General features: G+C 67.8%; 4 protein-coding genes. All 4 read left to right on the plus strand.

Going from position 1 to position 5,774, the window contains the following annotated elements; genetic code table 11:
• On the plus strand, nt 1-1,265 hold a 1,265-nt coding region (locus tag FVW27_RS06375), incomplete at its 5' end, for a PEP-utilizing enzyme (protein ID WP_243838249.1).
• A gap of 436 nt (nt 1,266-1,701) precedes the next feature.
• Complete coding sequence (locus tag FVW27_RS06380; protein ID WP_167123702.1) at nt 1,702-3,402, plus strand: sensor histidine kinase; 1,701 nt, start codon at nt 1,702-1,704, stop codon at nt 3,400-3,402.
• Nucleotides 3,403-3,591: 189 nt separating this feature from the next.
• On the plus strand, nt 3,592-3,951 hold the full coding sequence (locus FVW27_RS06385) for a response regulator (RefSeq protein ID WP_167123704.1): 360 nt from the start codon (nt 3,592-3,594) through the stop codon (nt 3,949-3,951).
• Between the two features lie 200 nt (nt 3,952-4,151).
• The coding region (locus FVW27_RS06390) for a PEP/pyruvate-binding domain-containing protein (protein WP_341806097.1) at nt 4,152-5,774 on the plus strand (1,623 nt) is incomplete at its 3' end.

A 5,774-nucleotide genomic window follows, 5' to 3' on the forward strand; every position in this document is an offset into this window, starting at 1 on the left:
TGCACATCGTGCGCCAGCGGGACGACGTGCGCAGCTTTCCCGATGGCGCCGTGCTGGTGGTGGAGCGCGACCTGGCCGACTGGGGCATGCTGCTGGACCGCGCCAGCGCCGTGGTGGCCGAGCGGGGCCGCATTTCAAGCCAGTTGGCAGCCGTGGCGCGCGAATTCGGCAAGCCCGCCGTGTTCGGCCCGTTCCGGCAGGGCAGCCCGCTGGACCTTCTGGAGCAGGGGGCCATGGTCACCGTGCATGGGGATGTGGGTGTGGTGTACCCGGGCCGCATCGAGGCCTTCATCGAATCGGCCCCGCACGAATGCAACTTCATGCCCGGCAGCCCGGTGTTGCAGGCGCTGGACGCCGCCGCCCACCACATGCTGCCCCTGACCCTGGACCCGGATTCGCCCGACTTCAAGTCGGCCAACTGCCGCACCTTCCACGACCTGGGCCGCTTCTGCCACGAAAAGGCCGTGGCCGAGATGTTCCGCTTCGGCTCGCAGCAGCGCCACGCGCCGCAACGGGTCAAGCAGTTGCAGTGCGACGTGCCCAAGCAGTTCTGGGTGGTCAATCTGGACGACGGCTTCGACGGGGATGTCAACGGCCCGCTGGTGCCCATCGCGCGGGTAGCCTCGGTGCCCATGCGCACCCTGTGGCGCGGCATGAACGCCGTGCCGTGGCAGGGGCCGCCGCCGGTGGACGCCAAGGGCTTCCTGTCGGTGATGTTCGAGGCCACGGCCAACCCGCATCTGGACCCGGCTGCCCAGAGCGCGTTTTTCACCGAGCGCAACTACTTCATGGTTTCGCGCAATTACTGCAGCCTGCACTCGCGTTTCGGCTTTCACTTCGTGGCCGTGGAATCGCTGGTGGGCGACCGGACCCCCGAAAACTACGTGGTCTTCCAGTTGCGCGGCGGGGCCGCCAACATCGAACGCCGGGTGCGCCGGGTGGAATTCGTGGCCGGGCTGCTGGGCGAATTCGGCTTTGCCTGCACCGTGCGCCGCGACGCGCTGTCGGCCCGCATCGAAAACCTGCCCCAGCCGGATGCCCTGCGCATGCTGCTGGTGGCCGGGTACATGACCATCCATACCCGCCAGCTGGACATGATCATGAACGACGGGCCGCAACTGGCCGAACGGCGCGCCTCCATGCTGGCCGACTGCCGCCGCCTGCTGGAAGAGGCCGATCTTGCGGCAGCGGCAGAGGCCGAACAGGCCATGTCCGGCGACGACGCCCGCCCGCGCCGGGCCGTGGACCCCGCCGCCCCCATCTGACCCCCCATCGCGGAAACAGTGTTGATTGCGGTGCGGAAACCGGCGGTCCGCGAAACGGGTGTTTCCCTGTTTCGGGTGCTTCCGGCGATTGTAAAATGCTGGATGATCGGGTAATTGTAGCACATGGGGTGACCCCTGCATCGTCCGTGTTTCACGGGCGCACCACAGGGGGGAGCGAGGTTGCCGCAGCGTCGTTTCGGCGTGCCTTTATCGAAACAGGCGTGCCGTGCCTGCAACGATATTGCGCCGCAGCCGGGCAGGGGCCGGTGCATGGGGCCCACGACCGTTACCGTGCCCGCATCATGGTCGGCATACGCCCGTGGCCGGCACACGGCGGTTCTCTTCTTCGCCCCCCAAGCCCTTTTCCCGGTGTTTTTTTTCGGGCGGTCTTTTCCGGGTGCCCCTTTCGCGGGGGCGGCCCGCCCACGGAGGCTGGATGGACATCGGCGGATACACCAGGCTGCGGCGCAGACTCACCTTCGCCATGCTCGCCTTTTCGCTCGTGCCGCTCTTCGCGCTGGGCTTCTTCATCCATCTCCAGTTTTCCAAGACCTACCACGAGCGCATGGTTTCGGGCATCGAAGCGGTGACCGAAAGCAAGCGCCGCGCGCTGGATACCTTTCTTGCCGAGCGTGTCTCGCAGATCAAGAGCCTGGCCTGGACCCACCCGTTCAGCGAACTGTCCGACCCCGCCAGGTTGGGCACCATCTTCGGGGTCATCCAGTCCAACGCCCGCTCCTACGTGGACATCGGCGTCATCAACGACCAGGGCGAACACGTGGCCTACGTGGGGCCGTATTCGCTCGAAGCCGCCAACTACCGCGACGAGCCGTGGTTTCACGAGGTGATGCTGAAGGGCCAGTACGTCAGCGACGTGTTCACCGGGTTCCGCCGTTTTCCGCACTTCATCATCGCGGTCATGCGCCGCGAGAACGGCAGGGCCTGGATACTGCGGGCCACCATCGATTCCGCCGCCGTCAGCGCCATGCTGCACCGCGCCTATTCCGGCACGAACAGCGACGCCTTTCTGCTGGCCGTGGACGGCACCCTGCAATCCGATTCGCGCAACAACGGTGCCATCATGACCAAGTCCGGGCTGAGCCTGACCATGCCCGACAGGGCCAAGCGCGGGGTGGTGGTGGACACCGTGGCCAGCACTGACGGCAGGCCCATGATCACCGGCATGACCTGGCTCGAGAACATGCCCTGGCTGCTGGTTGTCATGGACGACCCGCGCGAGCCGCTTTCGCCCCTGGCGCACACCCAGTTCATCGTGGTGCTGTTCCTGCTGGGCGGGGCCGTGGTCATCTGCCTGGGCACCTTCTTCACCACCCGCGTCATCGTGGACAAGGTCATCGAGGCCGACCGCAGGCAGGCCATGCTGGATGCGTCGCTCATGCAGTCCAGCAAGATGGCCGCCCTCGGCAAGCTGGCCGCCGGGGTGGCGCACGAGGTGAACAACCCGCTCATGCTCATCCGCGAGAACGCCGGGTGGATCCGCGACCTGCTGTCCGAAGAGGACGCCGCCCGCATGGGCCACCACGCCGAGATCGAAGAGGCCGCCGTCAAGATCGAGCAGCACGTGGACCGGGCCAAGGGCATCACCCACCGCATGCTGGGCTTTGGCCGCCGCATGGAACCCATGCAGGAAGACGTGCCCCTCAACGTGCTGACCGAGCAGACCGTGAAGTTTCTGGAAAGCGAGGCCCTGCACAGGTCCATCACCATCCACAAGGATTTCGACGCCGAACTGCCCGCCATCACCACCGATACGGCCCAGGTGCAGCAGGTGATCCTGAACGTGCTGGACAACGCCATCGACGCCGTGGGCCAGGGCGGCTCCATCACCGTGCGCACCGGGGCCACCGAAGGCGGGCAGGAAGTGTTCGTGTCCGTCACCGATACCGGCGGGGGCATCGCCCCCGAGGTGCTCGAACACATCTTCGACCCGTTCTACACCACCAAGAAGGCAGGCGAAGGCACCGGCCTTGGCCTCGCCATCTGCTACTCGATCATGGAAAAACTCGGCGGCCGCATCGTGGCGGAAAGCACCCCCGGCAACGGGGCCACCTTCACCGTGTACCTGCCCACCGCGCCGCCCGCCTTCACGCAGGATACCCTGCTCAACTTGCGGTAGCTGCGGCTGTTTTTTGTACGCCTCCGGCGGGCAGTGGGCGTTGCCCTCTGCACCCCCGTATGGAGGGGGCACGGCGCCCTCGGCCCCACCCGCATCCCGAATGAAAAGTTTGGGGGGATGGGGGCCGGGGGAAGGGGACCCTTTTCAAAGGGTCCCTTCCCCCGAAAATCTTCGAAAAAGGGCCACGACATGAAGATTCTCATCGTGGATGACGAGACGGAATTCCTGGACCTCATGCACAAGCGGCTGGAACGGCGCGGCATGGAGGTGGACACGGCGGACAACGGCACGGACGCGGTGGCGCGCGTGGAGCAGGGCGCCTACGACGCGGTGGTGCTGGACGTGAAGATGCCGGGCATGGACGGACTGGAGACGCTGCGGCGCATCAAGGCCCTGCGGCCGGAGGTGCCGGTGGTGCTGCTGACCGGGCATGCCAGCCTGGGTGCGGCCCTGACCGGCATGGAACTGGGCGCGTTCGATTACATGCTCAAACCCGTGGCCATCAACGAACTGATTTTCAAGCTGGGCGAGGCCGTGCGCCACGCCTGAGCGGCGAGGCGCGGGCAGGGCAGCGGCCCGGGCGGGGCCAGACAGGCACAACCGGCGGCACCATTGGCAGCGACATCGGCGGCATGATCGGCTGACGGCGAACATCACGACGCAGACACGGCGGACGCGACATGGGCGGCTTTTTCCACACACTCGGCACGTTGTTCCGGCGGCAGGACCCCTCTGCACAGGACGGCGGCGTGCCCGACGCCGAAACCGAGCGGCTGCGGGCGCTGTACCGCGAACGTTGCTCGCGGTTCCGGTTGCTGCTGTCCGCCAACAAGAGCGCCCTCGAGATCATGGCCGACATGGAAGAGGCCCTGCGCGGGGTGCGCCCCTTCGGCATGACCTACGTGCGCGGGGCCTGCACCCGCGCGTGCGCCAGCGTGTTCCAGATCGTGCGCCACCTCAACGCGTTGTCCGACGACCGCTGGCCGGAACTGGAAACGAAGTTCGACGAGATACGTGCGGGCATCGAGGCCGTGGTGGCCCCCCACGTGCGCGCGGGCGGCGGGCCGCTGGTGCTGCCCATTGCCGAAACCGGCGTGGACATGGCCGACCAGACCGGCGGCAAGATGGCCAACCTGGGCGAAATCCGCCGCCGCCTCGGCATTACCGTGCCCGACGGCTTCGTGGTCACGGCCACGGGCTACCAGTGCTTCATGGAGGCGGGTGGGCTGCAGGAAGAGATCGACCGGCGGGTGCAGACGGCGGACGCCACCCGGCTGGACGAGGTGTTCGCCCTGTCCGCGTCCATCCAGCAGCTTATCCTGGCCGCCCCCGTGCCCGACGAACTTGCCGAGGCCATCACCGCGCAGGTGGAACGGCTGGCCGGGCCCCCCCCGCATGATGCACTGACGACACCGCACCCGGGCACCGGAACCTGCACGGGCGCCGAGGTGCGCTTTGCCGTGCGCTCCAGCGCCGTGGGCGAGGATTCGCTGGACGCCTCCTTTGCCGGGCAGTACCGCTCGGAACTCAACGTGCCGCCCGAAGACGTGCTGGACACCTTCAAGGACATCGTGGCCAGCAAGTACGGCGTCACCGCCATGACCTACCGCCTGGCGCGCGGCATCCCCGACGAGGACGTGCCCATGTGCGTGGGCTGCCTGGTCATGGTGGATGCGGTGGCGGGCGGCGTGGCCTACAGCCGCAATCCGCTGGACCTGCGCGACAATACCGTGGTCATCAACGCCGTGCCCGGCCTGCCCAAGGCCGTGGTGGACGGCAGCTTCAGCCCCGACGTGTTCGTGGTCTCGCGCGAGGTGCCCATGGCGGTGGCGCAGCGCCAGATAGCGGCCAAGCCCCAGCGCTTCGTGCGCGACCCCATCGAGGGCGTGCGACTGGAGGACATGCCGCCGGACATGGTGGACGCCCCGTGCATCGACGATGCCCGCGCCCTGGAAATAGCCGCGCTGGCCGCCGGATTCGAGGTGTTCTACGGAGAGCCGCAGGACATCGAATGGGCCGTGTGCCCGGAAGGCGAGCTGACCATCCTGCAAAGCCGCCCCCTGCGCGAGGCGCGCCACGACGAGCTTCCGGAGGGCGAATGCGCGCCCGTGGGCGGTGCCGACGCCGCCGGAGGGGATGTCGCCGCCGCCGAATCAGGCCCCCTGCCTGGCGGCTATGGTTGTGCCGATTCCGGTCCACCCGTGCTGCTGCTGGGCGGCACCCCGGTCAGTCCCGGTGCTGGCGCGGGCCTGGCCCACGTGGTGCGCAAGGACATGGACCTGTTGTCCTTCCCCGACGGCGGGGTGCTGGTCATCGAGCGTGCCCTGCCGCGCTGGGCGCCGCTGCTGTCGCGCGCTTCCGCCGTGGTGGCC

This window comes from Nitratidesulfovibrio liaohensis (assembly GCF_011682075.1).
GTDB lineage: Bacteria > Desulfobacterota > Desulfovibrionia > Desulfovibrionales > Desulfovibrionaceae > Cupidesulfovibrio > Cupidesulfovibrio liaohensis.

Excerpts from the sequence above, each read along its gene's own strand:
- FVW27_RS06385 (WP_167123704.1), top strand. The coding sequence starts at position 3,592 with ATGAAGATTCTCATCGTGGATGACGAGACGGAATTCCTGGACCTCATG.
- FVW27_RS06380 (WP_167123702.1), top strand. The coding sequence starts at position 1,702 with ATGGACATCGGCGGATACACCAGGCTGCGGCGCAGACTCACCTTCGCC.